Origin of the sequence: uncultured Senegalimassilia sp., from assembly GCF_934636665.1 — a bacterium.
Taxonomy (GTDB): domain Bacteria; phylum Actinomycetota; class Coriobacteriia; order Coriobacteriales; family Eggerthellaceae; genus Senegalimassilia.
The window spans coordinates 53,699-80,038 of the sequence record NZ_CAKUAT010000007.1; the positions used below are offsets into that span (position 1 = coordinate 53,699).

Genomic DNA, 26,340 nt, shown 5'->3' on the forward strand with positions numbered 1-26,340 from the left:
TTCACGGTTTCTTCACGTTCGGCTTGACGCGTTCTGTAAACTGGGAACCTGACACACGGAGCGCATGCGATGCATGCGCAGGCAAGGGCATCATTCGATCGCAAGGCAAGGTTCATGGAAGACATCACGCATCTTATCGGGCACGTCCTCGAGCACTCCATCGAGGACACGCTGTACCTTATCCCGTTCCTATTCGTCACCTATTTGGCAATGGAATGGCTCGAGCACAAGGCGGGCGACAAGGCCGAGGAGGCCGTGCGCCGTGCGGGCGCGGCGGGGCCGGTGGTCGGCGCGCTCGTGGGCATCGTCCCGCAATGCGGCTTCTCGGCGGCGGCCGCAACGCTGTGGGCGGGCCGCGTCATCACGCTGGGCACGCTGTTCGCGGTGTTTTTGTCCACGTCCGACGAGATGCTGCCCATCTTCCTGGCCGAGCAAGTTGCGCCGATGACCATCCTGAAGATCATGGGCGTGAAGCTGATGATCGGCATGGTCATGGGCTTCGTAGTGGATGCGGTCATCCGCCTGGCGCGCCACGATCGCGAGAAGCTGCGCATCCACGAGCTGTGCGAACGCGACCACTGCCATTGCAACGGCGATTGCGATGCCTGCGAGCAGCAGCCGGAGCTGGCGTACGATTTCGAGCATGATGAGGAGCACGAGCACCACCACGAGGGCGGTTCCATCCTGCGCAGCGCCCTCAAGCACACGGTGCAGGTCACGGTGTTCATCTTCGTCATCACGCTCGTGCTCGACGGTGCGCTGGAGCTGGTCGGCGAAGACGCGCTCGGCGCGTTTTTGGGCAGCAACCCGGTGCTGTCGGTGCTGGGCAGCGCGCTGGTGGGGCTCATCCCGAACTGCGCGGCAAGCGTGGTGATCGCGCAGCTCTACGTCGAGGGCGCGCTCGGCGCGGGCGCCATGATGGCGGGTCTTCTGGTGTCGGCCGGCGTGGGCCTGCTGGTGCTGTTCCGCACGAACCGCCGCCTTCGCCAGAACCTCATCGTGCTGGCGGGCCTGTGGGCCACCGGCGTGTTCTGGGGCCTTATCATCTCCGCGTTCGGCATCGTGTTCTAGGGAGGCGAAATCGCGGCGCGTCGCTGCCGCCATGCGGTTATTTGCGTCCGAACGCGACGCGTTTGCGATGGCCGAGGAAATCCGAAGCCGCGCGTGGGATCGAAATCGCGGGCGCGACGCTGAAGCAACGTCCCCGTTGAAGGGTCGCATCCGAATCCCGTCAGGCGGGGGGCGGGTGCGGCCCTTCCGTCGTTTCGGGCACATGGCCGCGCGGTGCGCCGCTGTGATAGCATGGGCGTCAACGATGAAAGGAGCATGCAATGGCAACCCTTGATGCCGGGATCGCCCGCGAGGCGGCTTTCGATCTGCTGAAGGCCCACAACCAAGATGCGTTCCATATCGAGCACGGCGAGACGGTCGAGCAGACCATGCGCTATTTCGCCCGCGAGTTCGATGCGGAAAACGAGGGCTTTTGGGGCATCGTCGGCCTTCTGCACGACCTTGACTGGGAAGAGCACGACGACGACCCCGAGAACCATACGGTGTATGCCGCGGAGCTGATCGCGGCTGCCGGCGGATCGCCCGAGCTCATCCGCGCCATCCAGACGCACAACAGCGATTTCAACCCCAGCCTGCCCGCGCCCGAGCTGCAGATGGAGAAGGTCCTCTTCGCCACCGAGGAGCTGACGGGGCTTATCGGCGCGGCGGTCATCATGCGCCCGAGCAAATCCGTCATGGACTTCAACGTGAAGTCGCTCAAGAAGAAGTTCAAGGACAAGCGCTTCGCGGCAGGCGTGAACCGCGACGTCATCCGCCGCGGCGCCGACATGCTGGGCTGGGAGCTCGACGAGCTGTTCGAGCGCACCATCGCCGCCATGCAGTCGTTCGCGCCCGATCGCGACACGTTCGTCGCGGCAGAGTAGCGCTTCGGCACCCTATCAGCGCAAGACAACGAAACGCCCGGCGCCCCGTTGTGGGGTCGCCGGGCGTTTTCGCGTTTAGCGCTTGCCGTCCGCAAACTCGCTGCCTTCCCGGTCGCAGCCGCTTCGCCTTATGGCCTGCAGGCCTTGCTCGCTAGCGCCTGTTGAAGGGGCGCATGGTCACGGGGATGCCGTTCTCGCAGATCAGCTTCGGCTCGCCTTGGATGAGCGGGCGGAAGTAATCCAGCGCCTCGTCGGAGACGCCCTGGTAGTTCGGCAGGATCCATTCGCTGGGGAAGGGGCGCACGAAGTTCGCCAGATCGGCGGCGGGGCAGGCGAAGAACTCGGTGTTATAGCCGCCGTCGACGCCCTGGCCGCGGCGGATGCCCACCACCTGCCCGGTGAACTCGGGCTTCGCGCTGCGCATGTGGGCGGAAACGCCCAGGTCGTAGGACTCCTCAAGGTCCACCAAGCTCATGGCGAAGTTGCTCGAGCGCGCCACGCGCGACAGGTCCTGCACCACGCAGCGCGGCACGATGCCGGCTTCCACGATCATGGACTTCAGCCGTCCGGCGGCCCCGCCCAGCATGGCGTGGCCCAGCCCGTCGGCGGCCTTGCCGTTGGCCGACAGGTACGTGCCGTCGTACCAGCGCGCGCCCTCCGACACCACCACGTAGCAGCTGCCCTGCTGCTCCATCTTCGCGCGCACCTGCTCCAAGAAGATGCTGCGGCGGAAATCCACCTCGGGCAGCACGAGCAGGTCGACGTCGCCGGTCAAGCACGTGCTCGCCGCAAGCCAGCCCGCGTCGCGGCCCATGGTCTCCAGCACGAACACCTCGGGGCGGGTGTAGGCGTCGTAGTCCATGCGCGTGGCGTGCGTTATCTCGCACGCAACCTTCGCGGCGCTGGCGAATCCGGGGCAGTGGTCCATAAGACCCAGGTCGTTGTCGACGGTCTTCGGGATGCCGATGAAGCGCTTGTCCAGGTTGCGCTCGGCGGCCCAGGCGGTCATGGCGGCGACCGTGGACATGGAGCCGTTGCCGCCGATGTAGAACATGGTGGAGATGTCGTTCTCGTCCATGACGTCGATAAGGCGTTGGAAATCGGCCTCTTCAGAGAACTTGTAGCGGCATGTGCCCAGCGCGCACGAGGGCGTTTGCTTGAGCACCTCGATCTCATGGCCGCTCAAATCGGTCAGGTCGAACAGGTTGCCCGCCAGCGTTCCCTCGATGCCGTGAAGGCCTCCGAGGACGCGGTCGTAGAGCGGGTTGAGCTGGTTTGCACGGATGACGCCGGCAAGGCTGGCGTTGATGACGGCGGTGGGGCCGCCCGATTGGGCGACAAGGCAGTTGGCCATGCGATGCTCCTGCACGTTGTTCAGGGTAGGAAGGCCCCATTATCGCACGCCCGCGCCTGGCTGCATGCGAGGGGCGAAAGGCTGCAAAAAAGCTGCGAACGGCATGGCCAAAGGAATGGCGGCCGGGGTGGTGTCGCGTGGCCGTAGGCGTGGCGGCCGGGGTGGCGTCGCGCGGCTACAGGCGCGGCGGTCGGGGCGGCGTCGTGCGGCGGCGGGCGGGCTCGCGCGACCGCGCAACTCCTTCGCGCTCCTTCGCCCCGCGCTTGGGCGTCCCCCTGAACCGCTTGCCATGTTGCATGCCGACCGTGGCACTTCCCGGCGGCGGCGCGACGCACTTGTGCGACAATAGAGGCGAACTATAGGAAAGCACTGCAATAAGTAGGTACCCACCATGTCTGCCAGATTCAACATCAAGGCGGCAGAGCCCGAGGCGGTCGCATGCCTGCAGCGCGAGCTGCACATGCCGCACTTCATCGCGGCCACGCTCGTCTCGCGCGGCATCGACACCCCGGAAGCCGCGAACCGTTTCCTCACGCCGTCGCTGGATCGCGATTGGCGCGACCCCTACACCATCCCCGGGCTGTCCGAAGCCGCCGATGCGCTGGAGGCCGCCATCCGCCGCGGCGACCATATCCTCGTGTTCGGCGATTTCGACCTGGACGGCATCTCCGCCACCACCGTCATGACGCGCGGCCTGCGCGAGTTCGGCGCGCACGTCACGCCCTTCATCCCGCGCCGCTTCGAGGAGGGCTACGCCATCACTCCGGCGGCCATCGAGCGCCTGTCCCAGGTCAATCCCGACTTCCTGGTCACCGTCGACTGCGGCATCGCCTGCAAGGCCGAGGTGCGCCTGCTGCAGGAGCGCGGCATCGAAGTGGCCGTCACCGATCACCACGAGCCCTCCGACTTGGTGCCCGAGGGCGTGCCCGTGGCCGACCCGAAGCGCGACCCCGCCTGCCCCAGCGCCATCCTGGCCGGCGTGGGCGTGGCGCTCAAGATGGTGCAGGCGCTAGGCGGTCGCTTCGGCAAGCCGCATCTGTGGCGCCAGTACACCGACTTCGCCACGCTCGGCACCATCGCCGACCTCATGCCCATGCGCGATGAGAACCGTGCCCTGGTGGCCGACGGCCTGCGCCGCATCAACCAGGCCCCGCGCCCGTGCATCGCCGCGCTGCTGGATACCTCCGGCGCTTCCGGCAAGCAGGTCACCGCCACCAACCTCAGCTTCTCCATCATCCCGCGCTTGAACGCCGCCGGCCGCATGGGCGACGCGCAGCTGGCGCTCGACCTTCTGCTCACCGACGACTTCGAGCAGGCCAACCAGCAGGCGCAGCGCCTCGAGGGCGTCAACGACCAGCGCCGCGCCATCGAGGCCGAGCTCTCCGAGATCGCCAAGGCCCAGGCCGCCGAAACCTACAAGGGCCAGCGCGCCCTGGTAGTGGCAGGCGAAGGGTGGCACGAGGGCGTGAAGGGCATCGTGGCCAGCCGCCTGGTGAACACCTACGGCGTGCCCTGCCTGCTGTTCACCATCGACGGCGACGAGGCGCGCGGCAGCGGCCGCAGCGTGGGCCAGGTCAACCTGTTCAAGGCCGTGGAAAGCTGCTCCGACCTGCTGCTGCGCTTCGGCGGGCACGAGGCCGCCGTGGGCGTGACGCTTCCCACCGAGAAGCTCCCCGAGTTCGAGCGTCGCCTGTGCGAGTACATGGACGCGCTGCCCGAGGGCGCGTTCCATCCGCTCATCACCATCGACGCCTGCGTGAACCTCGACGAGCTCACGCTGCGCAACGTGGCGCAGCTCGATGCGCTGGCCCCGTTCGGCCAGGAGCATCCCGTGCCCGTGTACCTGGCGCGCGACGTCACGCTGCTGCACAGCCGCGCGGTGGGCGCCGAGCGCAACCACTTCTCGTGCTCGCTTTCCAACGGGCGCACCACGGTGGCGGGCATCATGTTCCACTGCAACGACATCGAGGCGCTCATGAAGACCGACAGCGTGGTCAACGCCGCGTTCGAGGTGCAGATCGACGAATGGAAGAACCGCCGCAGCGTGAAGGCCATGCTCAAGTCGCTGTCGCCGGCGCGCACGTGCGTCGCCTTGGAGGCGTGCCTGAACCCGGAGAACCTCAGCTTCGTGAGCGATTTGTACGCCACGCGCGACGAGGAGCTGTGCGCCGACGCGCCGCACGATCCCGAGGCCATCGAGGAGTACGAGAACGAGCTGGAGGTCAATCGCGCCCATTGGGAGGCCATGGCGCGGCAGGACCCGCAGCGCCTGCGCGAGCATATCGTGCGCGCCACCATCGGCGACGGCCAGCTCCATCAGGCCCAGCGCGACATCCTGGATAACCTTGCCGAAGGCAAGTCGGTGCTCGGCGTCATGGTCACGGGCCGCGGAAAGTCGCTGACCTTCCAGGTGCACGCCACGCTGCGCGCGCTGGCTGCCCGCGAGGCCAGCCTGTTCGTGTACCCGCTGCGCGCCCTCATCGCCGACCAGGCGTTTCATCTGCGCGAGGCGCTGGCGCCCTTCGGCATCACCGTGGTCACGCTCACCGGCGAGTCCACGGTCGACGAGCGCCGTCAGGCGTTCGCGGGCCTGGCCGACGGCAGCGTGGACATCGCACTGACCACGCCCGAGTTCTTGGCCTGGCACGCCGATTCGTTCGCCTACACCGGGCGTGTGAAGTTCGTGGTGGTCGACGAAGCGCACCACGTGGGCCTGGCGCGCGCCGGCCAGCGCGAGGCGTACGCCACCATCGGCTCCGCGGTGCGCAGGCTAGGCAACCCCACGGTGCTCGCGCTCACCGCCACGGCCGACGACGAGTGCGCCCAGGCCGTGCGCCGCGAGCTGCCCATCGACGCATGCGTGTTCGACGCCTCCGATCGCCCGAACCTGCGCCTGGACGACCGCCGCAACGTGCCCAGCCGCGACAACTACCTGGCCAACCTGGTGGCAACCGGCGAGAAGACGGTGGTGTTCGTGAACTCCCGCGAGCAGTCCGTGGCCGTCGCCCGCGCGCTGCGCAAGCACGCGCCGCAGGTGGCGCCGCTCATCGGCTTCTACAACGCGGGCTTGTCGCGCAGCGAGCGCAAGCGCATCGAGCAGTTGTTCCGCACCGACGCGCTTCTGGTGCTCATCGCCACCAGCGCGTTCGGCGAGGGCGTGGATATCCCGAACATCCGCCATGTGGTGCTGTACCACATGCCCTTCAACGAGATAGAATTCAACCAGATGTCGGGCCGCGCCGGACGCGACGGCAAGCCGGCCTGCGTGCACCTGCTGTTCAGCCGCAACGACTGCGCCCTCAACGAGCGCATCCTGGCGGACATGACGCCGTGCCATGACAGCTTGGCGCAGGTGTACCGCAAGCTGCGCGCCATGCAGCGCGCCTCCGACACGCTGTTCTTCACCACCAGCGACGCTGAGCTGGCCAAGAACGTGTCCACCGATATCTTCCCGGTGAACACGGCGTCGGTCACATGCGCCGTGGCGGTGTTCCGCGAGTTGGGGCTTATCGAGGCGCACGCCATGTTCGGTCCCGACGGGCTGGTGCGCTCCATCCACGTGAAGGACACGCAGGACAAGGTGCAGCTCACCGACAGCGTGCGCTATCGCGAGGGGATGGACGAGCGCGAGATCTTCCACGCGTTCCGCGATTGGGTCATGCGCAGCAACGCCGCCGACCTGCAGAAGCGCGTATCGCATCCCATCCTGCCAACCACCGCCGTTGCAAAGGAGGCTGGAAATGACCAAGTCGAATAGCAGACCGGACCAGAACCTGCTGGGGGCGCAGCCCGACGTGGTCCGACAAACCGTCGACGATAGCCTGCTGGGCCGCCCGCACGTGGCGGAGAAGGCGTTTTCCACCGAGGCCACGAAGGTGATGCCCAAGGGTGAGAAAACCCCTGACGAGCGCTTCGCCGACCTTCAGGATATGACGCGCGGCTACCTGACCGACGAGGAGGAGGCCAAGCTCGAGAAGGCCTTCCGCTTCGCCGCCGCGGCGCACGAGGGCGCGTGCCGCAAGTCGGGCGAGCCGTTCATCGCGCACCCGGTGGAGGTGGCCATCATTCTGGCCGACCTGCGCATGGACGTGGAAACGCTGTGCGCGGCGCTTCTGCACGACACGGTGGAGGACACCGACGTGACCAGCCAGCTGGTCGATCAGGAGTTCGGCCCGCACGTGGCGCAGCTGGTCGACGGCGTCACCAAGATCACGCGCATCGAGGTGGAAACGCTCACCGATGAGCAGGCGGCCACTATCCGCAAGATGTTCGTCGCCATGAGCAAGGACATCCGCGTCATCGTCATCAAGCTGGCCGACCGCCTGCACAACATGCGCACCCTGGCGGCGCTCAAGGAGGACCGCCGCATCTTCAAGTCGCGCGAGACGCTTGAGATCTATGCGCCCATCGCGCACCGCCTGGGCATCAACTCCATCAAGTGGGAGCTTGAGGACCTGAGCTTCTACTACCTTGAGCCAAACAAGTTCAAGCAGGTCTCGCGTATGGTCACCGAAAGCCGCTCCGAGCGCGAGGAGTACCTTGACCAGGTCATCTCCGTGCTGCGCGGCGAGATGGACAAGGTGAGCATCCAGGCGCAGATCATGGGCCGCCCCAAGCACCTATACAGCATCTATCAGAAGATGGCGAAGAAGGGCAAGGGCTTCTCCGAGATCTACGACCTGATCGCCGTGCGCATCATCGTCAAGTCGGTGAAGGACTGCTACTCGGCGCTGGGCGCGGTGCACACGCTGTGGCACCCCATGCCCGGGCGGTTCAAAGATTACATCGCCATGCCGAAGTTCAACATGTATCAAAGCCTGCACACCACGGTCATCGGCCCCGCCGGCAGGCCGCTCGAGGTGCAGATCCGCACCGAGGAGATGCACCGCCAAAGCGAGTACGGCGTGGCGGCGCACTGGCGCTATAAGGAGAAGGGCGGCCGCGGCGGCAGCGACTCCATGGACAAGCAGCTGGCCTGGCTGCGCGAGATGGTGGACTGGCAGGATGAGACGCACGATTCGCGCGAGTTCCTGAAGGACCTGAAGGTGGACCTGGCGCCTACCGAGGTGTTCGTGTTCACGCCGAAGGGCGAGGCCATGAGCTTGCGTGCCGGATCCACGCCCGTTGACTTCGCCTACGCCATCCACACCGAGGTGGGCAACCATTGCGTGGGTGCGAAGGTCAACGGCGCCATCGTGCCGCTGGCCTACGAGCTGCAGCTGGGCGATCGCGTGGAGATTCTCACGCAGAAGTCGGCAAGCCCCAGCCGCGACTGGCTCAACATCGTGAAAACGCCCAGCGCGCGCAACAAGATCCGCGCGTACTTCAGCAAGGTCACCCGCGCCGACGACCTGCTCAGCGGCCGCGACAAGCTGGCGCGCGAGATGCGCAAGCACGGCCTGGGCATCTCCAACACCCGCTCTGAGCGCGCGCTGCGCACCGTCGCCGAGCACCTGGGCTACAAGGACGCCGACGACATGCTGGTCAACATCGGCACCAGCAAGGAGAGCGTGCAAAGCGTGGCCAACCGTCTGCTCGCCGAGCTGGGTCGCAAGGGCGATCAGCAGCCCGACCCGCTGAACCTGGGCACGGCGGCCATGACCACTGGCAAGCTGCCGCCCATGCTCACGCTGGTGAACAAGCCGAAGAAGCACGAGACGAAAAGCTCCAACGGCGTGGTGGTGGAAGGAGTGGAAGGCGCGCTCGTGCGCTTGTCGCGCTGCTGCAACCCCGTGCCGGGCGACGACATCATCGGCTTCGTCACGCGCGGCCGCGGCGTGTCGGTGCACCGCCGCGACTGCCCGAACGCCAAGGAGCTCATGGCTCAGCCCGAGCGCATCATGAAGGTGCATTGGGAAAGCGACCTGCCGAAGAACACGTCGTTCAAGGTGGAGGTCTACATCGAGGCGCTCGACCGTCTGCAGCTGCTCTCCGATGTCGTGCTCGTGCTGTCGGGCATGGGGGCGAACGTCCTGTCTTCGAATACGGTGTCGCACCGCGACGGCATGGCCGAGATGCGCTTCCTGTTCCAGGTCAGCGACATCACGCACATCGACATCATCCTCAGCAAGCTCAAGGCGCTCGAGGGTGTGTTCGATGCCCGCCGCATGGTGCCGAAGGTAGGCGGAGGGAAGGATTCCGCGCAGCTGTAAGGGATGGGCGGCAAGGATGAAGATACTGATTCAGGAGGACAACATGGCATATAAGGTGAAGGGAACGTGCGTCGACGCATCGTTCCTGGTTCTGGGACCGTATCAGACCAACGTGTACGTCGTGTCGGACGGCTCCGCCACCTTCGTGGTGGACCCCGCAATCGACGCGAAGAAGATCGCGGCGGCTTTGGGCGGGTGCAAGCTCGACGCCATCGTGCTGACGCATCGCCACTCCGACCATGTGACGGCCGCTGCCGAGCTGCGCAGCCTTACGGGCGCCACCGTCATCGCCTCGGCTATCGATGCCGACATGATCTGCGGCGATAAACCCGTGCCGCGCGACGACCAGAAGTTCCCCGTATGCCCGGTCGACCAGCGCGTCAACCACGGCGACGTGGTGAAGATCGGCAACATGCCGTGGAAGGTCATCGGCACCCCCGGCCACACCGAGGGCAGCATGTGCCTGTTCCTGGATTCCTCGCTCACCGAGCGCCTGGACGCTAGCCCCGTCCTTATCGCCGGCGACACGCTGTTCTTCGGCTCCATCGGCCGCACCGACTTCAGCGGCGGCAGCATGTCGGCCATGCGCAAGTCGCTCAAGCGCCTGGCGGTCCTGCCCGACGACACGGTGGTCCTGCCCGGCCACGGCAACCTGACCACCATCGGCGGCGAGCGTCGCCGCGTGTTCGCCTTCTACGCATAAGGCGCAGCGGCCTGGCCGCAAACTTGCAATCACATGAGAAAGGCCCGCGTGAGCGGGCCTTTCGCGTTTCTATGGGTTTGTACGGCTTGCGCCTACACGTTCTTCAGCATGATGGTGTTCATGACGTCGGCTGCAAGCTCGCACGCATCGCAGCAGGCTTCCATGCTGTCGAACAGGTTCGTCCACACTTGCACGCGCATGGGGTTGTCGTAATCGTTCACGTGCAGGTCGCGGATGACCTTGGTGTAGAGCTGGTCGGCCTGCTCCTCGAGGTCGTGGACCTTCACGATGAGGTGCACGAAGTTCTTCGACTTCTTGAAGTTGCGGAAGTCGCACATGGCGTTGTCGAGCGCCTCGCAGCTGTCTTGGATGAGCTTTGCGAACTCGATGGCCTGGTCGTGCATGAAGTGGATGTCGTACATGTAGAAGCGCAGCATGACATCTTCGATGTCGTCGACGATGTCGTCGAGCGCCTGGCACATCTCGATGATGTCCTCGCGGTCGATGGGGGTGATGAAGTCGGTGGCGACCGTCTTGAAGATCTTGTGGTTGATCGTGTCGCCCTCGTGCTCGATCTCATGCGCCTTCTGCGTGTTCTCCTCGAGCGCGGATGCTTCCGTGAACTGCTCGATGGTTTCAACCAGCAACGCCGACTCGGCGACGGCCAGCTTCGAGTGCTGCTCGAATGCGCCGAAATAGTCGAACTTGTGCTTCCTGCCCATGGGGTCTCCTTCTAAGAACAAGTACCTACCACGTTCGCACGTGCGATTCCAAAGTGTAACGCAAGTTAACGTGCGTGAAACGGGGAATCCACGGCGACGTTGCGAAAGACGCGAACCGTCAACATCCCGTTATATTGGATGCCCCGTTTCCGCAACAGCTGGGGCGGATGCCCCAGCTGGCAGCCGAGTTGGGTGGAGGCGTTTGCCTGCCGGGCCTCTTGCGCGCTTTCGCCGGCGTAAGCGCTAGCGAGCGGGCTGGGCGCTCTGGCTAGCGGATGCGGCAGCGCGCCTGCTGCCGGTGCGGTTGGGGCATCCAGCTAGCAGCCGGAGCTCCGCCTGCTGCCGATCGGGCCTGTGGGAGCCCTTACGTCTCGCTCTCGGGACGCGGCGGCTGGTCGTCGCTTTCCGGATAGCAGCGGTTCTCGCCGTCGGTGCTGGTAACGCCGTTGCCCAAGGTGCTATCCAGCGACGAGCCGTCGGATGCGATGGGGGCCATGCTGCCGGTTGCGCTCGGAGAGGTGATGGGCGGCATGCTGCCGGTGACGCCCTTGGCGGTAACCGGGGGGATGGGGCCGGTCAGGCCGGTGGTCTGAGCCTGGAAGCCGGTGGGGCGGCGACGAGCGCGCACGCGGTTGGCCATGCGCTTGACCGGCTGGGCGACGGCCTGCGTGACCACGTCGGAGTAGTCGCGCGCCGGGCGGGTTCGCCAGCCGAACGCCAGCGATGCGTAGCGGATGCCCATGACCAGCGCGACGCATGTGATGGCCGCATACTGGTCGAGCAGGTGGTTCTGCTTCATGACAGCGAAGGCCAGCGCGCCGATGAACGCCGCGCTCACGTACACCGTGCCCGCTTGGAACGCCTCTGGTTCCCGGTTCATGCAGATGTCGCGCACGATGCCGCCGCCGTTGGCGGTGATGGTGCCCAGGATGACGGCGGGCACCAGGTCAAGGCCGGCGGAGAGCGCCTTGCCCGTGCCGATGATGGCCCACAGCGCCACCGACAGGTTGTCCAAGAAGTCCATGAACGGGTCGAAGTACGTCATGAGCTTGCCGAAGTAGAACGCCACGATGCCGGCGGCGATGCAAGCGAGGATCAGGTTAGGCTTCTGGAAGGCGTAAATGCCGTAATCCTGCAGCAGGATGTCGCGCGTGATGCCGCCGGCCAAGCCGACCACGATGGCGATGCAGCACACGCCGAAGATGTCGTATTTCGCCCGTACCGCGCTGAGCGCTCCGAAGATGGCGCCCGCAATGGTTGCGGCGAGCTCGAGCCAATAGGGGATAGCCAGGGCTACTTCCAGCATGAATACCCTTTCATATGGGAGTCGTTATATAGGATGAGGTTGCCGCCCGCATCGCTGCGGGCGGGCCGATGTTCGGATGTTCGGACGTTCAGGTTGCGCCGCGGGTGGGCAGGCGCCGGCGTGCGGGACATGCGGGCCGGCGACGTGCGAGCTGCCGGGTGCGCGGACCGTGCCGCGGGTGGATGCCTGCGTGCGGATCGCAGCCGCTACTCTACCGCTAGCACCTGGGCTTGCGTGGGGCGGCCGGAGAAGTCCAGCTCGCCGGTCAGCTCGCGTGTCCGCTCGACGGTGAAGCCCGGCTGATCGAACGCGGCGATCAGGTTCTTCGCCTTGTACTGCGCCTGATCGTAAAGATCCCAGAAGCCGGTGGTGCGCACGTCGCCGGTGAAGGGGTTGGTCCAGGCGTCGTGCTCGTGGTTGTCGAACACGCTTTCGGCGGCGGCCACCGGGCGATGGCTCATGGACTGGTAGAACGAATGCGGGCGCGCCAGGCGCTCGATGCGGCCGATGAGGTCGCGCTTGATGCCGGTGGGCGACCAGAACAGGCGCTGCACCAGGCGGAACCCGTGCACCGACAGGCGGAACAGGTTGTGCGGGATCACTTCGCCGTACACGTTCAGGGCCAGGTAGGCGTACATCTTCGACACGGCTCCGAGCACTGCCTCGCTTGCGTGCAGGATCTCGCGCGAGGGGTTGAACGCGGCCACGGTGTCGCCGCGCTTGGCGAACAGCACCATCTCGTCCAGCTCGCTTTCGATGACGCCGTGCACTTCGCTGCCGTCATCGCGCGTCAAGCCCGGCTCGCCTGCGTCGCACAGCGCGTGCTCGTGGCAGTACACCAGCGGGTGCACGGTGGAATCGAGCGCGTAGTGGCAGAGGAACCCCAGCGCGTAGGCGCGTCCGAGCGGCTTCTCCTCGGGGTCCAGGACGCCGAGGGAGTCCTTCAGCGCCGCCAGCAGCTCGGCGGGCTTTCGGCTGTGCATGGTGTTGCCCAGCTTGTGGTACGCCGTGGCGCGGAAGTCGGCCACCGCGTAGAACAGCGGGTCGGGGCCCTGGTTTCCCAGCAGGAACGCGTCGGCTTCGTCGCGCGATCCGCCGATGGTCTGGAATAGCGCGTCGTACACGTCGCGTCCGAAGAAATCATGGGTGATGATTGCTGGCATTCCGTATCCCCGTTTCTCGTGTGGCTGACATTCATTTTACGTGGACGATTATAGCCATCATATACAATGGATTGCGCGCCGCTCGGCGGCGTTCAACGTACATGCACGATTCGGTGTTCGGAACCGCACGGGCCTGCGCGTCGGCGGGTTCCCGCGGGCGGCGCGGGCCTTGCCGATAGCAAGGAGCAGCCATGGAATTGGGCCTTCGCAGCCTGTCGAAACGCGAGCGCAGCTGGGTTTTGTACGACGTGGGAAACTCCGCGTACGTCATGCTTGCGGCAACGCTTATCCCCATCTATTTCTCGGCCATCGCCGAGCCTGGGTCGTCCGCCGTTGTGGCCTGGGGCTATGCGACCACGGTGGCCTCGCTGGCGCTTGCGCTGCTCATGCCGTTTCTGGGCAGCCTGGCCGATCTGAAGGGCAATAAGAAGAAGTTCCTTGCGGGAACCATCGGCACGGGCGCGGTGTCGCTTGCGGTCATGGGCGTGCCCGGCAACGCCATGGTGTTCCTGGTGATATACGTGTTCTCATCGGTCATGCTCAACGCGTCGCTGGTGTTCTACGACGCGTTTTTGGTCGACGCCACCGAGCAGGACCGCTACGACGAGGTTTCGTCCCAAGGCTATGCGTGGGGCTACATCGGTTCGTGCATCCCGTTCATCGTGTGCCTGGTCATCGTGCTGTTCGGTAGCAGCTTCGGCATCGGGCAGCTTGACGGCATCCGCATCTCGTTCGTCATCACCGCGGTGTGGTGGTTGGTGTTCTCCGTGCCGGTGCTGCGCGACGTGCACCAGACGCATTTCAAGGCGCGCGAGGCGCACCTGTTCCGTCACACGCTCAAGGGCCTGGCGGGCACGTGCAAGAAGATCGCCCGCGACAAGCGTCTGCTCATGTATATGCTGGCGTTCTTCTTCTACATCGACGGCGTTCACACCATCATCACCATGTCCACCAGCTACGGCACCGACCTGGGCATCGACTCCACGCAGCTGGTGCTGGCGCTTCTGGTGACGCAGTTCGTGGCGTTCCCGTCCGCCATCGCCTACGGGCGCCTGGCTGGGCGCTTCGGCACGAAGCGCATGCTGCTGATCGCGGTGTTCGCATACTTCTGCATCACGCTGTTCGCCGCGTTCTTCCTGCGCTCCGCCGCCGAGTTCTGGGTGCTGGCCGTGTGCGTGGGCCTGTTCCAGGGCGGCATCCAGGCGCTGTCGCGCAGCGAGTTCGGCAAGCTCATCCCGAAGGAGAACGCCAACGAGTACTACGGCTTCTTCGATATCTTTGGCAAGTACGCCACCATCATGGGCACGCTGCTGGTAAGCGTGTTCACCCAGCTCACGGGCTCGAGCAGCTACGGCGTCCTCAGCGTGGCCGTGCTGTTCATCATCGGCTTCATCCTGCTTTGGAAGATGCCCGAGGAGGGCGCTCGCTAGCCTTCCCTTCGCAGTTTGCCCTTTCGCCTGGGCCTCCCGCCGCTTGCGTCGCGCTTGCCGCCTCCGCGTGTGCTACTGTGACGGTTGCGGTTTTTTCCGCATATGTTGATTCGACTCCGGCCGCTCGTGCGCTTGCACGGGCGGCCGCCGCGCTGTGGGGGCGCGGGAGAGAAAGAGGGGCGCGCCGCAATGCGCGCATCCGGGAAGGGGAAAGGCGGAATGGAAGCGGCAATCGAGCGTTTCTTCAAGGTAGGCGAGCGCGGCAGCGCCCTCCGGTGGGTCGCGCCTCGGCAGGCGCCTGCTAGCGGATCGCGCCTGGGTGGCCTCCTCGCTCCCCGCTATCCCGCAAACCGATAATGCGCTGCCGCTTGGCCCGATATCGCCAGCTCGTCCATACGTTCGCTGTGAAAAAACAACCTCGCAACCATCGTTTGATGCGGTGGTTACGAGGTTGTTTGCTATAGTGGCAGACAATCGAAACCCCGTCCGAAAAAGGAAACGCATGTCGCTAATCGTATGCAAATTCGGGGGCACGTCCGTTGCAAGCCCCGAGCGCATCCAAATGGTTGCGAAGAAGCTGATCGCGAAAAAGCAGGCCGGCCATGACGTGGTCGCCGTGGTGTCCGCCATGGGCAAGACCACCGACGAGCTGGTGGGCCTGGCCGCCGCGCTCAACGATAACCCGCCGCTGCGCGAGATGGACCGTCTGCTCTCCACCGGCGAGCAGGTGTCCATGTCGCTTCTGGCCATGGCCATCGAGGCACGCGGCTACAAGGCCATGAGCTTCACCGGTCGCCAGGCTGGCATTGAGACCGACAAGTTCCACAACAAGGCGAAGATCGTCATGGTGCACAGCGAGCGCGTGCGCGATGCGCTCGAGCGTGGCGCCATCGCCGTGGTCGCCGGCTTCCAGGGCGTGGACGCCGACGGCGACATCACCACGCTCGGCCGCGGCGGCTCCGACACCACGGCGGTTGCCGTGGCGCACGGCCTGAACGCCGACGTGTGCGAGATCTACTCCGACGTGGACGGCGTCTACACCGCCGACCCGCGCATCTGCCCGCGCGCGAAGAAGCTCGACGTCATCAACTACGACGACATGCTGGAGCTTTCCGGGTCCGGCGCCGGCGTCCTGCAGATGCGCGCCGTCGAGTTCGCCCGCAAGTACAACGTGGTCATCCATTCCCGCTCGGCGTTCTCCGACGCCGAGGGCACCTATGTCAAGGAGGAAACCGACATGATGGAGGAAGCCGTCATCACCGGCATCGCACACGACACGTCGGAAGTGAAGGTCACCATTCGCGGCGTGCCCGACATGTCCGGCGTGGCCGCCAAGCTGTTCAGCGCCTTGGCCGGCAACCAGGTGAGCGTGGACATGATCATCCAGAACGTGTCCGAGGACGGCATCACCGACATCAGCTTCACCTGCCCGGGCGCCGACGAGAAGCGCGCCTGCGAAACGGTCGAGCGCATCCTTCCCGACGTCAACGCGCGCGAGTACGTGGTCGACGAGGACATCGCCAAGGTCAGCATCGTGGGCACGGGCATGAAGTCCAGCCCCGGCATCGCCGCCAAGGCGTTCCAGACGCTCGGCGAGAACAACATCAACATCCTGGCCATCTCCACGTCGCCCATCCGCCTGTCCGTGGTGGTCGACGGTGCCCAGACCGCTGCCGCGGTGCGCTGCCTGCACACGGCGTTCGGCCTGGATTCCGACAGCGTGTTCGAGGAAACGCAGCTGTCCGCGGAGGAGATTGCCGCGAAGATGAACAAGGGCAGGTAGCTGTAGCTTCGTCTGCCTGACGGCAGCCGGACTGCCCGACGTTGCGGCCGCCTGTGGCACCCCGCCTTCGCACGAGCCCGAGGGCTCGCGTACCAAAGGCTGCCATACGGCGAACGGACTGCTTGGAGCCGCGGGGGTGAGAAGCATCCCGCGGCTCCTTTCCCATTGCGCGCAGGCAGGGGCCGGCGCGCATCCCCCAAGGCAATATGGGGCGCAAAAGCACCCATCATTGACGATATATCAACCCGGAACGTGAACGAGGAGGACCTCATGGCTTGGACCAAAGTTATGCCGGCTAACCCGGTGGTTGCGGTTTGCGGCGCTACGGGCGCCGTCGGCAACGAGTTCTTGAATGTGCTGCACGACCTGGATTTCCCGGCGTCGAAGGTCATCGCGCTGGCTTCCGCGCGTTCCGCCGGTAAGAAGCTGCCGTTCGAGGGCTGCGGCCAGGTTCCCGCAGGCGAGCTGACCGTGCAGGAGATGACGCCCGAATCGTTCGAGGGCGTCGACATCGCGCTGTTCTCCGCCGGCGGCTCCGTATCGAAGGCCATGCGCGAGGCCGTGGTCTCCCATGGCGCCGTCATGATCGACAACTCCAGCGCGTTCCGCATGGACGAGGACGTGCCGCTGGTGGTGCCCGAGGTGAACCCCGGCGACGTGAGCTGGCATAACGGCGTCATCGCCAACCCGAACTGCTCCACCATCCAAATGGTGGTCGCCCTCAAGCCGCTCTACGACCTGGCTCGCATCACCCGCGTGGTGGTCTCCACGTACCAGGCTGCGTCCGGCGCCGGCGTCCCGGCCATGGCCGAGCTGTACGACCAGACGCGTGAGTTTTTGGACGGCAAGCCCGAGGACGAGCTGACCATCAAGGCGTTCAAGCACCGCATCGCTTTCAACACCATCCCGCACATCGACGTGTTCCTGGACGACGATTCCACGAAGGAAGAGTGGAAGATGGTCGCGGAGACGAAGAAGATCATGGGCGACGAGGGCGTGCAGGTGGCCGCCACCTGCGTGCGCGTGCCCGTGCTGCGCTGCCACGGCGAGTCCATCAACGTCGAGTTCGTCGGCGACGTGCCGCCCGAGGCCGCTCGCGAGGCGCTTGCCGCCGCGCCGGGCGTCACCGTCATGGACGACCCCGCCAACGACGTGTATCCCATGCCGGGCCTGCTGGCCGGCACGAACGACACCTACGTCGGCCGCATCCGCCGCGACCCCACGGTCAAGCACGGCCTGGCCATGTGGGTGGTTGCCGACCAGATCCGCAAGGGCGCTGCGCTCAACGCCGTGCAGATCGCCCAGCTGCTGCTTCCGCAGGAGTAGGGAAACGGCGAAGGGCGCGCCCGAAAGGGTTCGCCCGAACAGCTTATGAAACGTGAACGGGGAGCTGCGGCACGGAGCCGCAGCTCCCCGTTTCTTATGGGCGGTACATCCCTTTGGCTCTCCGATGGGAGGGTGAAACTTCGCGAAAGACGCTCTTGCGGCGCTGATGGGACCCTGCTGTTCCGCCGCCGCAAAATCGCCGCGGGCGCTCGCAAGACGTGGGACGTCGAGCGCTTGTGGGCGATATTCCGGTGGGGTGGCGCGTTTGCCTGCGGGGTTGACGAGGTCTTTCGCTATAATGGGCCGCATGACTAAGAAACCGAAAAAGATACGCTTGGATGAGCTGCTGGTCGAGCAGGGGGTGTTCCCCGACGCCGGCACCGTGCTGCGCGCCGTTTTGGCGCACGAGGTGAAGGTAGACGACGTGTACGCCACCAGCGCCGCCATCAAGGTCGCGCCCGATGCCGACATCGTGGTGAAGGGCCGCAAGAAGTTCGTCTCGCGCGGCGGGCACAAGCTGCAGGGCGCGCTCGACGCGTTCGGGCAGGACGTCTCGGGCATGCGCTGCATGGATATCGGCAGCTCGACGGGCGGATTCTCCGATTGCCTTTTGCAGGCCGGCGCCGGCAGCGTGGCGTGCGTGGACGTGAACTACGGGCAGCTGGCGTGGAAGCTGCGCCAAGACCCGCGCGTGGCGGTGTTCGAGCGCACCAACATCAAGCTGGCCGATCCCGCCGAGCTGGGTGCGCCGTTCGACCTGCTGGTGGCCGACCTCAGCTTCATCGGCCTGGCGGCCCTGGCGCCCACGTTCGCGCGGTTCGCGCAGGCGGGCACCATCTTCATCGGCCTGATCAAGCCCCAGTTCGAAAGCCAGCACGACGAAACCGACCACGGCATCGTGCGCGATGAGGCTGTTCGCCTGCGCACGGTCGACGAGGTGCGCGCGGCCCTGGAAGCCGCCGGCTTCGAATGCACGGGCGTCACCGAAAGCCCCATCACCGGCCACGAAGGCAACGTGGAATACCTGGTGCGGGCGGTTTTTCGGGGGTAGCAATCCCTGTTACACGCGGTAGACGGCGATGCCCGTGAAGTTGAATATGCGCTTGCCGTTGCCGCGTACCGCCACATATGCGCGGTCGGTCGCCCCGTCGTTGTTCACGATGGGCGCATAGTATTCGTGGCGATAGAGATGCGACGGATGCATCATCTGACGTTCGTCGATAAGCGGCAGCTGATAGGCGACGAAGGGAACGCCCGTGTTGCGCGGCGCGGCAAGGTTGCCCTCGCCTTCGCCGAACAGGATGTCCGTGAGCGTCTTCTTCTTGTCGTAGTCAAGGTGCATGTTGACCAGCTGGTCTTGCGTGAGAACGCAATGACCTGCGGAATCTTTCATGAGCTGCTTTTGCGTCATACCGCCGTCCTTGGTCGTGTGCACGTTCGCGGCGTTGGCGGCGATCTGCACCTGATGCCCCGGCACCTGGTAGTAGCGGATGTTGTCGGCCCGTTTCACCAGCTTTTGCGCGGTGGCCATCGTCGCAACCTCGTTGGCGACGCCCGTCGCGGCGCCGTCGGCATCGTCGTCTTCGGCAAGCAAGGCCAGCGCCGTCTCGGGCAGTGTGGCGGTTCCGAACAGGCCCTTCCAAAATCCCAGCCACTCGGCAAGCTCGGTCTTCTTCTCGGGGTCGTCTTTGATGGCAAGATAGTGCTCGTTGAGGCAGAACGTCGAATAGTTGATGAGCGCCATGAAGTTCGACAGCACCGAGCTTTGGAAGTTCGCGCGCATCTCGTATCCGTGGTGCTCCCACTTGTAGCTCAGCACCATGAGCTCGTCGAACGCGCCGAACAGGTTCTTGTTCGTGCCGGTGTAGCACTGCATGATCTCGTTGCCCAGGACGCCGGCCATGTCGTAAACGTATCTGCCGCACACCTGGTAGCGGGGGTTCGAGTACAGGTTCTCGGCGAACTCCTTGCGGCGGGCTTCCTTCTCGTTCCCGTCGGGCAGCGCATCGATGGATTCCATCATGCTGTTGAGCTTCGAGAGGTCCCATCGCATCTCGGCGGAGAACTTGCTCAGGTAATTGTTCACCTGCAGGTAGCAGGCCTGTTTGTCGAATTGGGCTATGACCTGCGCAATCTTGCGCTCGATGTCGTCGAGCTGCCCTTGGATCTCGGTAAGCTTCGATATGATCTGCGCTGATTCGTCGTTGCCGCCGAACACCAGCTCGAGCAGCGACGAGCTCCCGTAGTCGAAGGCGCGCCCCGCCGTCTGCTCGCCGATGAATTTCAGGCCGGCGATCAGCAGGTCGATGGCCTCGATCGCGACGTCGGCCTGGGGAGCGGGGTCTTCCGCGCCCAGCGCGGCCACGTCTTGCTGGAAGTCCTCGGCCGGTTGATCGTCGGACGACATGTCGGGCTCGCCATCGGTTTCCAGGGGATCCTCGGGCGTGAAGGACAGCAGGTTCTCGTCGTTGTCGTCGTCGGCCGTATCCTCCGCGTCGATGACGACGTCGCTTGCAGCCTCGTCTGCGTAGGCGGTTTGAGGGGCGAAGGGGTTGGCGGAGGCGGCAGAGGCGGCAGCGGTGGCGCTGGCGGCGGTGGTTGCGGAAGCGGTGCCGCTGCCGGCGGGCGCCTTCGCCTGCTGGGTGGTTGCGGCGCCGGCCAGGGCGGCGATGGCGTCCTCCCAGGCCGCATCGTCGTTTGCGGCCTCGAGCAGCATGCCGTGTCGTTGCTCGGCGGCCCCTTCGTCGCCGGTGACGGTCACGCGCGCGCTGCCGGCGCCTTCGCCGGACACCTGGGCCTCGAAGGGCGCGTCGACGTCGCCCACGGAGCCGTTCGCGTTGATGATCAGATCGGCGCACGAATCGCCCAGCATCGCCTGCCCGATGTGCGCGCCGCCATGTGCGACGGCGTCGCTTTTGCCGACGACGATGAGGTGGTCGACCGACCCTTCGATATCGGCGGTTTTGATCGAGCCGAGGCTCAAAACGCCGATCGCCGCGTCAGGTTGGATGGAAACGACGCCGTCGGAGTTCACGCCGTCGACGTTGAGCATGCGCAGCGTTCCCGTCACGACGACCGGGGACCCGAGCGGCGCCAGCGTCGTACAGCAGGGGTCGGGGTTTTCGCCGTCGCGATAGCAGAGCGCTATGGTCCCGTCGGCAAGGTTCGGGACCAGGGAAAGCGCCGCGCCCGAGAACGCGGTTCCCGCAGCGTTGCCGTTGATGAAGAAACGCTGGTCCTCGACGTGAAGGGTGACCTGGTCGGACTCGTTTGAGGAAGCGCCGCCTCCGTTGTTGTCCGCGCTGTATCCGAGCGAGGCGACGCTCGTGAAACCGAGCGCGCACGAGCCGATGAGCACGGCGGACGTTTTGATCATGGTGCGGCGGGTGAGGCCGTTTCTGGCGGGTCGAGCGTCGAAGCTTGTCATAGGGGCTCCTCCCCGAAGGTGAAAACGTTGCGCACATGATATGACACGCGTGCTCGCTTCCGGAAGGGGGAAGCCCGCCTTTTTCGGCGGCGGGCGGCGGCCTGAGCCAGGCGCGAAGGCGGGCAACGCTGCCCTTGCCCGTTCGCTCGCGTCCTCCGGCGGCGGCTCGGGTGCCCTCATGTTTCGGGTTTTGAACGATGTTGTTTCGGCTTGGTTAACCGTATGACGCGGAAATAATCGCGTAACACGCGGCCCGCACACTGAATGCGGGCCGCTCATGTTCTCGGGCGGCCTTATCATCCAGACGAAGGACCGCATATGAACGCTGAACTTACCGAACAAGCCGAGGCAGCCCGCGAAACCGGGGCGGCCGCTGGCTTCACCGGCGCGCAATGCGCGAACGAAACGGCCGGTTGCACGCATGCCGCTCCGGCGGCGACCGCAACGCGCACGCCCGGCCTGTACCGATCCAGTTACGAACACGACGCGTGCGGCATCGGCGCGCTTGCCCACTTGAAGGGCCAGCGCAGCCACGCCATGCTCGACGACGCGCTTTCCGTGCTCGTGAACCTTGAGCACCGCGGCGGCACCGGCTTGGAGCGCAACACCGGCGACGGCGCCGGCGTGCTGTTCCAGATCCCGCACCGCTTCTTCCGCAAGGAAGCTCAGAAGGAAGGCCAGCTTCTGCCCGACGAGGGCGATTACGGCGTGGCCATGCTCTTCTTCCCGCACGACGACCCCACGGGCGTGCGCGATGCCAAGCGCACGTTCGAGGAGGGCTGCGCGAAGTGCGGCATCCCGCTGATGTTCTGGCGCGAGGTGCCCGTCGATCCGCACGACCTCGGCTCCACCGCGCAGGCGTGCATGCCCACCATCCTGCAGGCGTTCCTGCGCCGCCCTGCCGACGTCGACGCAGGTCAGGCGTTCGAGCGCAAGCTGTACGTGTGCCGCCGCACCATCGAGCGCGCCGCCGACGCCAACCCGGCGCTTGCAGGCAAGATCTTCTACGTGTGCTCCATGTCGTCGCGCACCATCGTGTACAAGGGCATGCTCGTGGCCACGCAGATGCGCCGCTTCTTCATCGACCTCAACGACGCGGCGGTGGAGACCAGCCTGGCGCTCGTGCATTCGCGCTATTCCACGAACACCACGCCCAGCTGGGAGCGCGCGCACCCGAACCGCTACATCATCCACAACGGCGAGATCAACACGCTGCGCGGCAACATCAGCTGGACGCGCGCCCGCGAGCCGAAGCTGTACAGCCCGGCGCTGGGCGATGACTTGCGACAAGTGCTGCCCATCATCAACCGCGAGGGCTCGGACTCGGCCATTTTGGACAACGTGCTGGAGTTCCTTACCATGAACGGCCGCCCGCTCGACCGCGCCGTCACCATGATGATCCCCGAGCCGTGGGACCACAACGACCGCATCTCCGACAAGCGCCGCGCCTATGACGCGTACCAGTCCATGCTCATGGAGCCGTGGGACGGCCCGGCGGCCATCGCGTTCACCGACGGCCGCATGCTCGGCGCCGCGCTCGACCGCAACGGCCTGCGCCCGGCGCGCTACTACGTCACGCGCGACGACTGGCTGATCCTGTCGTCGGAGGTGGGCACCATCGACGTCGACCCAGCCAACGTGCTGCAGGCCGGCTGCCTGGGCCCCGGCGAGATGCTGGAGGTGGACCCGGGCCAGGGCCGCGTCATCTGGAACGACGAGATCCGCAACCGTTACGCCAACGAGAAGCCGTACCGCGATTGGCTGGACGAGGAAACGCTGGCGGTCGACGACCTGGAGGCCCCGGCGCCCGGCAAGCTGCCCGTCGAGCGCGACGCGAACGTGGGCTTTACGCGCCGTTTGGCGAAGCTGGGCTACCATTACGACGATGTGCAGGAGCTGGTGCGCCCCATGGCCGAGCAGGGCAAGGTGCCGCTGGCGTCCATGGGCACCGACGCTCCGCTGGCGTGCCTGTCGAAGCGCCAGCGCAGCTTCTTCGACTACTTCAACCAGCTGTTCGCTCAGGTCACGAACCCGCCGATCGATGCGTTGCGCGAAAGCTTCGTCACCAGCAGCGTGCTCTACATCGGCAACCACGGCAACATGCTCGAGGACTGCCGCGACACGTGCCGCCTGGTGCGCCTGGAAAGCCCCATGCTCACCCACGACGAGTTCGACCGCCTGTGCGCCATCGACCGCGTCGGCTTCAAGACGCAGCGCTTCGTGTGCGCCTACGACCGCGATGCTGCCGAGGGTGCGCTCGAGGCGGCGCTCGGCGAGCTGTGCGTCGACGTCGAGCAGGCGGTGCGCGATGGCGTGAACCTGGTCGTGCTGACCGACCGCACCGCGGAAGGCGAAGTGCCCATCCCCAGCCTGCTGTCGCTGGCGGCCGTGCACAACCACCTGATCGCCGTGGGCCTGCGCACCGACGCCGACTTGATCGTCGAGACCGGCGACGCGATGCGCGCGCACGATTTCGCCTGCTTGGTGGGCTATTCCGCGTCGGGCATCTACCCGTATGCGGCGCACGAGTGCATCCGCGACCTGTGCGAGCGCGGCGAGATCTCCATCCCGGGCGATGAGGCCGTGGCCAACTACGACCGCGCCGTGACCGCCGGCATCACCTCCATCATGTCGAAGATGGGCATCTCCACGATGCAGGGCTACCACAGCGCGCAGATCTTCGAGATCTTGGGCCTGGACGATTCCCTGGTGGAGAAGTACTTCACGCACACCTCCACGCGCATCGGCGGCCTGGATGCCGCCGGCGTGCAGCGCGAGCTCAACGAGCGCTACGACAGCGCCCTGGCCCTGGAGAAGAGCCCCTCGCCCGAGCAGCTGCCCACGCTCGGCGTCACGGCGTGGCGTCCGCTCGGCGGCGAGGAGCACCTGATCAACCCGCAGACTATCTACCTGCTGCAACGCGCTTGCCGCGAAGGCGACTACGATCTGTTCCGCGAATACAGCGCCGCGTGCCACGTGCCCGGCCGCGCGGTCACGCTGCGCGACCTCATGGACTTCGCGCCCACGCGCCAGCCGGTGCCGCTTGACCAGGTCGAGCCCGCAAGCGAGATCGTCAAGCGCTTCAACACCGGCGCCATGAGCTACGGCTCCATCTCCAAGGAAGCGCACGAGTGCCTGGCCATCGCCATGAACCGCCTGGGCGGCCGCAGCAACACCGGCGAGGGAGGCGAGGACCCGGCGCGCGAGACGCCGCTGGCCAACGGCGACAGCAAGTGCAGCGCCATCAAGCAGGTGGCGTCGGGCCGCTTCGGCGTGACCAGCCGCTACCTGTCGAGCGCCATCGAGATCCAGATCAAGATGGCCCAGGGCGCGAAACCCGGCGAAGGCGGCCACCTGCCCGGCAAGAAGGTGTACCCGTGGATCGCGGAGGTTCGCCGCTCCACGCCGGGCGTGGGCCTGATCTCCCCGCCGCCGCACCACGACATCTACTCCATCGAGGACCTGGCGGAGCTTATCTTCGACCTGAAGAACGCCAACCCCGATGCGCGCGTGTCTGTGAAGCTGTGCGCGCTGGCGGGCGTGGGCACCATCGCCACGGGTGTGGCGAAGGGCGGCGCGGACAAGATCACCATCGCCGGTCACAACGGCGGCACGGGCGCGGCCCCGCGTGATTCCATCTACCATGCGGGCATCCCGTTCGAGATCGGCCTGGCCGAAACCCAGCAGACGCTTCTGCGCAACGGCCTGCGCAGCCGCGTGGTCGTGGAGACCGACGGCAAGCTCATGTGCGGCCGCGACGTGGCCATGGCGGCGCTGCTCGGCGCCGAGGAGTTCGGCTTCGCCACCATGCCGCTGGTGGCCATGGGCTGCATGATGCAGCGCGACTGCCAGCAGGACACCTGCCCGGTGGGCATCGCCACGCAGAACTGCAAGCTGCGCGGCTGCTTCGCCGGCAAGCCCGAGTACGTGGTGAACTTCATGATGTTCGTGGCCGAGGAGCTGCGCGAGATTATGGCTGAGCTGGGCTTCCGCACCGTCGACGAGATGGTCGGCCATCCCGAGTGCCTGCGCCAGGTGGAGGTGCCCGGCAACTGGAAGGCCAACGAGATGGACCTGTCCGACATGCTGGCGCCCGCGACCTGCGAGTTCGGCCGCGCCATCCCCGGCGCGGACGGTCGCCACTTCCTGCCGTCCATGGCGGCGGATTGCCAGCTTGACAAGTCGCTCGATGCCACGCTGTTCATTCCGTACACGGCCAGCGCGCGCGAGCACCTGGAGCCCATCCGCTTCCGCGCCGACATCGACAACGTGAACCGTTGCGTTGGCACCATGCTGGGCAGCCAAGTGACGCGCCAGCATCCCGAGGGCCTGCCCGAGGGGTCCATCACCGTGGATTGCGACGGCTCCGGCGGTCAGAGCTTCGGCGCGTTTCTGCCCTGCGGCGTGACGCTCAACATCACCGGCGACGCCAACGACTACTTCGGCAAGGGCCTTTCCGGCGGCATCCTGACGGTGCGCCCGCCCGAGACGGCAACGTACAAGTTCGACGAGAACGTGGTCATCGGCAATGTGGCGTTCTACGGCGCCACCAGCGGCAAGGGCTTCGTCAACGGCCTGTCCGGCCAGCGCTTCGCCGTGCGCAACTCCGGCGCCATCGTGGTGGTGGAGGGCGTGGGCAACCACGGCTGCGAGTACATGACCGGCGGCGTGGCGCTCATCTTGGGCGAGGTCGGGCCGAACTTCGCGGCCGGCATGTCCGGCGGCGTGGCCTACGTGTACGACAAGTTCGGCACGCTGGCGGCCAACTGCAACCTGGACATGGTGCGCCTGTGCGAGCCTTCCGCCGACGAGATCGAGCTGATCCGCAGCCTGATCGAGGAGCACGCCGAGCGCACGCAAAGCCCGCGCGGCATCAAGCTGCTGTACCAGTTCAACACGCTGAAGCGCCACTTCGTGAAGGTTATCCCGCGCGATTACGAGCGTGTGATGAACGTGGTGGCCGAGGCTGAGGCGGCAGGCAAATCGCGCACCGATGCGCTGCAGATCGCATTCGATGCCATGACGGAAGGGAAGTAGGAG

The 26,340-nt window shown here is 65.8% G+C and carries 15 protein-coding genes; 10 read left to right on the forward strand and 5 right to left on the reverse strand.

Annotation, left to right across the window (positions count from 1 at the left end; translation table 11 throughout):
* Positions 1-114 precede the first annotated feature (114 nt).
* On the forward strand, positions 115-1,071 hold the full coding sequence (locus Q0G75_RS04130) for a putative manganese transporter (protein ID WP_294414972.1): 957 nt from the start codon (positions 115-117) through the stop codon (positions 1,069-1,071).
* 260 nt (positions 1,072-1,331) lie between these two features.
* Positions 1,332-1,934 (forward strand): HD family phosphohydrolase, encoded by a 603-nt coding sequence (locus Q0G75_RS04135; protein WP_294414968.1) that lies wholly within the window; start codon positions 1,332-1,334, stop codon positions 1,932-1,934.
* 151 nt (positions 1,935-2,085) lie between these two features.
* Here the strand turns inward: Q0G75_RS04135 and Q0G75_RS04140 are convergent, their stop codons facing one another.
* Positions 2,086-3,288 (reverse strand): diphosphate--fructose-6-phosphate 1-phosphotransferase, encoded by a 1,203-nt coding sequence (locus tag Q0G75_RS04140; protein WP_294414965.1) that lies wholly within the window; start codon positions 3,286-3,288, stop codon positions 2,086-2,088.
* 391 nt (positions 3,289-3,679) lie between these two features.
* Between Q0G75_RS04140 and recJ the strand changes: the two genes are divergently transcribed.
* The 3 genes from recJ to Q0G75_RS04155 are packed head-to-tail and all read left to right on the forward strand — an operon-like array spanning position 3,680 to position 10,143.
* A complete protein-coding gene (gene recJ / locus Q0G75_RS04145) occupies positions 3,680-7,045 on the forward strand; it encodes a single-stranded-DNA-specific exonuclease RecJ (RefSeq protein WP_294414964.1) in 3,366 nt (1,121 codons plus the stop codon).
* Positions 7,029-9,440: a bifunctional (p)ppGpp synthetase/guanosine-3',5'-bis(diphosphate) 3'-pyrophosphohydrolase gene (locus Q0G75_RS04150; protein WP_294414963.1), complete on the forward strand. Its 2,412-nt coding sequence runs from the start codon at positions 7,029-7,031 to the stop codon at positions 9,438-9,440. Before recJ ends, Q0G75_RS04150 begins: the two co-directional genes overlap by 17 nt.
* Positions 9,441-9,456: 16 nt before the next feature.
* Complete coding sequence (locus Q0G75_RS04155; protein WP_294414962.1) at positions 9,457-10,143, forward strand: MBL fold metallo-hydrolase; 687 nt, start codon at positions 9,457-9,459, stop codon at positions 10,141-10,143.
* A gap of 92 nt (positions 10,144-10,235) precedes the next feature.
* Here Q0G75_RS04155 and Q0G75_RS04160 read toward each other — a convergent pair whose 3' ends face one another.
* The 3 genes from Q0G75_RS04160 to Q0G75_RS04170 form a co-directional block, all read right to left on the reverse strand.
* Positions 10,236-10,865: a DUF47 family protein gene (locus Q0G75_RS04160; RefSeq protein WP_294414961.1), complete on the reverse strand. Its 630-nt coding sequence runs from the start codon at positions 10,863-10,865 to the stop codon at positions 10,236-10,238.
* A gap of 364 nt (positions 10,866-11,229) precedes the next feature.
* Positions 11,230-12,171, reverse strand: coding sequence for a trimeric intracellular cation channel family protein (locus tag Q0G75_RS04165; protein WP_294414960.1), 942 nt, complete (start codon positions 12,169-12,171; stop codon positions 11,230-11,232).
* A 206-nt stretch (positions 12,172-12,377) separates the two neighbouring features.
* Positions 12,378-13,334, reverse strand: a complete 957-nt coding sequence (locus Q0G75_RS04170) for a zinc dependent phospholipase C family protein (RefSeq protein WP_294414959.1) — start codon at positions 13,332-13,334, stop codon at positions 12,378-12,380.
* 191 nt (positions 13,335-13,525) lie between these two features.
* On the opposite strand from Q0G75_RS04170, the gene Q0G75_RS04175 reads away from it, so the two are divergent.
* The 4 genes from Q0G75_RS04175 (at position 13,526) to Q0G75_RS04190 (ending at position 18,924) form a co-directional block, all read left to right on the forward strand.
* Complete coding sequence (locus Q0G75_RS04175; RefSeq protein ID WP_294414958.1) at positions 13,526-14,764, forward strand: MFS transporter; 1,239 nt, start codon at positions 13,526-13,528, stop codon at positions 14,762-14,764.
* Positions 14,765-15,266: 502 nt separating this feature from the next.
* A complete protein-coding gene (locus Q0G75_RS04180; RefSeq protein ID WP_114620166.1) occupies positions 15,267-16,547 on the forward strand; it encodes an aspartate kinase in 1,281 nt (426 codons plus the stop codon).
* Between the two features lie 270 nt (positions 16,548-16,817).
* Positions 16,818-17,873 carry an aspartate-semialdehyde dehydrogenase gene (locus Q0G75_RS04185; RefSeq protein WP_294414957.1) on the forward strand — a complete coding sequence of 352 codons (1,056 nt, stop codon included), beginning with the start codon at positions 16,818-16,820 and terminating at the stop codon, positions 17,871-17,873.
* 307 nt (positions 17,874-18,180) lie between these two features.
* Positions 18,181-18,924, forward strand: coding sequence for a TlyA family RNA methyltransferase (locus tag Q0G75_RS04190; RefSeq protein ID WP_294414956.1), 744 nt, complete (start codon positions 18,181-18,183; stop codon positions 18,922-18,924).
* A gap of 9 nt (positions 18,925-18,933) precedes the next feature.
* On the opposite strand, the gene Q0G75_RS04195 is transcribed toward Q0G75_RS04190, so the two are convergent.
* On the reverse strand, positions 18,934-21,300 hold the full coding sequence (locus Q0G75_RS04195) for a hypothetical protein (protein WP_294414955.1): 2,367 nt from the start codon (positions 21,298-21,300) through the stop codon (positions 18,934-18,936).
* Between the two features lie 318 nt (positions 21,301-21,618).
* On the opposite strand from Q0G75_RS04195, the gene gltB reads away from it, so the two are divergent.
* Positions 21,619-26,337, forward strand: coding sequence for a glutamate synthase large subunit (gene gltB / locus Q0G75_RS04200; protein ID WP_294414954.1), 4,719 nt, complete (start codon positions 21,619-21,621; stop codon positions 26,335-26,337).
* Positions 26,338-26,340 lie beyond the last annotated feature (3 nt).

Bases quoted from the DNA above. Each gene is read 5' to 3' on its own strand.
- Q0G75_RS04135 (WP_294414968.1), top strand. From the start codon at position 1,332: ATGGCAACCCTTGATGCCGGGATCGCCCGCGAGGCGGCTTTCGATCTG.
- Q0G75_RS04140 (WP_294414965.1), bottom strand. From the start codon at position 3,288: ATGGCCAACTGCCTTGTCGCCCAATCGGGCGGCCCCACCGCCGTCATC.
- Q0G75_RS04130 (WP_294414972.1), top strand. From the start codon at position 115: ATGGAAGACATCACGCATCTTATCGGGCACGTCCTCGAGCACTCCATC.
- Q0G75_RS04170 (WP_294414959.1), bottom strand. From the start codon at position 13,334: ATGCCAGCAATCATCACCCATGATTTCTTCGGACGCGACGTGTACGAC.
- recJ (WP_294414964.1), top strand. From the start codon at position 3,680: ATGTCTGCCAGATTCAACATCAAGGCGGCAGAGCCCGAGGCGGTCGCA.
- Q0G75_RS04195 (WP_294414955.1), bottom strand. From the start codon at position 21,300: ATGACAAGCTTCGACGCTCGACCCGCCAGAAACGGCCTCACCCGCCGC.
- Q0G75_RS04155 (WP_294414962.1), top strand. From the start codon at position 9,457: ATGAAGATACTGATTCAGGAGGACAACATGGCATATAAGGTGAAGGGA.
- Q0G75_RS04180 (WP_114620166.1), top strand. From the start codon at position 15,267: ATGTCGCTAATCGTATGCAAATTCGGGGGCACGTCCGTTGCAAGCCCC.
- Q0G75_RS04190 (WP_294414956.1), top strand. From the start codon at position 18,181: ATGACTAAGAAACCGAAAAAGATACGCTTGGATGAGCTGCTGGTCGAG.
- Q0G75_RS04175 (WP_294414958.1), top strand. From the start codon at position 13,526: ATGGAATTGGGCCTTCGCAGCCTGTCGAAACGCGAGCGCAGCTGGGTT.
- Q0G75_RS04165 (WP_294414960.1), bottom strand. From the start codon at position 12,171: ATGCTGGAAGTAGCCCTGGCTATCCCCTATTGGCTCGAGCTCGCCGCA.
- Q0G75_RS04185 (WP_294414957.1), top strand. From the start codon at position 16,818: ATGGCTTGGACCAAAGTTATGCCGGCTAACCCGGTGGTTGCGGTTTGC.
- gltB (WP_294414954.1), top strand. From the start codon at position 21,619: ATGAACGCTGAACTTACCGAACAAGCCGAGGCAGCCCGCGAAACCGGG.
- Q0G75_RS04150 (WP_294414963.1), top strand. From the start codon at position 7,029: ATGACCAAGTCGAATAGCAGACCGGACCAGAACCTGCTGGGGGCGCAG.
- Q0G75_RS04160 (WP_294414961.1), bottom strand. From the start codon at position 10,865: ATGGGCAGGAAGCACAAGTTCGACTATTTCGGCGCATTCGAGCAGCAC.